The following is a 1,076-nucleotide window of genomic DNA, read 5'->3' as shown; positions in this document are numbered from 1 at the left end:
CCGCTTGTCGCCCCCATTCCAAAAAAACCTACATCACCCAACAAACCCGCCCATTTCTTTGTCTTGTCCCTGCGGTATTCACTTACCGTGCCAAAAAACCTTGTCTCGACAAATTTCTTTTTTTTCTCCTCGTCTTCAATCTTTTCTGAGAGCTTGGAGAGAAAGCCCGACTTTGCCTCATGAAGCCTCTGAAGCTTCCCCATGCACTCTTCAACCCACTTCTCCGCGCTTTGCCCCTGCTCACTTGGTTTTGCGCCAGAAATGGATGAAATCCCGCTCTTGCCAATAGCATTTGTCTTTTGACCCAGCGTCTGAAAAAGTTTGCTTGCCTCAGACTCATGAGGCACGGTTTTTGCACTTGCAAGTGCCGGCTCAAGCCATTTTCTAACTTTGTCCAACTCGGTTTTGTCAAGATACCCGCCATTTTCCTCATATGCCTTTGTTGCCTCATCATGCGCCAGGTTTGCCTTCCATTGGAAAAATTCAGACAAGGTTTTGTAGAGCTCTGCTTGTTTAGTTTTGTCTGAACCGGCTTTATGTACCATGTCAACTAGATATTCTACAGCCTCGTGGCCTGTAGCTTCTGAACCCGTTATTGGAACTTTTTCGCCTTTGGTTGTGTATGGTATCAGAAAATCCAGTTGACAAAATAGCGCGTTTTTTGCAGCTTCAACAGTTGCAGTAAGATTAAGCATGTATGCCTTCTGGTTTTGTTCTTGGGTTTGGGTATTTGCCCCAAAATCCAGTTTGCCTTCTGCCACCGCCTGGGCCTGGGCTCTGGCGCTTTCCATGCATTTTGAATATTGCGCTTCCAAGCTTGCAAGTTCGCCTGCCAGCGCCGATGCCTCAAATTTCGTCCCGCCCAGGCTTTCAAGTGCCTTGAAAACCCGAGAGTTTTTCATCTGCCCCACAAGCTGGCCCACGGTTTCCTGATACTGCAAAATAAGCGCCTGCTGCCGCCCGAATAGCTCTTTGATGTCGCTTTTGAATTTCCTTGTGTTCTCTTCGGATTGGATTGGAGCTTGCACATTCAAGCCCTAAGTAAGCGGATTGTGGGCAACTGCAAACTCAAGATT

The 1,076-nt window shown here is 47.5% G+C and carries 1 protein-coding gene; it reads right to left on the bottom strand.

Annotation, left to right across the window (positions count from 1 at the left end; genetic code table 11):
- On the bottom strand, positions 1-1,028 hold a 1,028-nt coding region (locus tag FJZ26_06270; protein ID MBM3230011.1), incomplete at its 3' end, for a hypothetical protein.
- Positions 1,029-1,076: the final 48 nt, after the last annotated feature.

The sequence above is a fragment of the Candidatus Parvarchaeota archaeon genome, from assembly GCA_016866895.1.
Lineage (GTDB): Archaea > Micrarchaeota > Micrarchaeia > Anstonellales > VGKX01 > VGKX01.
Note: the sequence above shows the minus strand (reverse complement) of the source record. Positions and strands in the feature narration are given on the sequence as shown.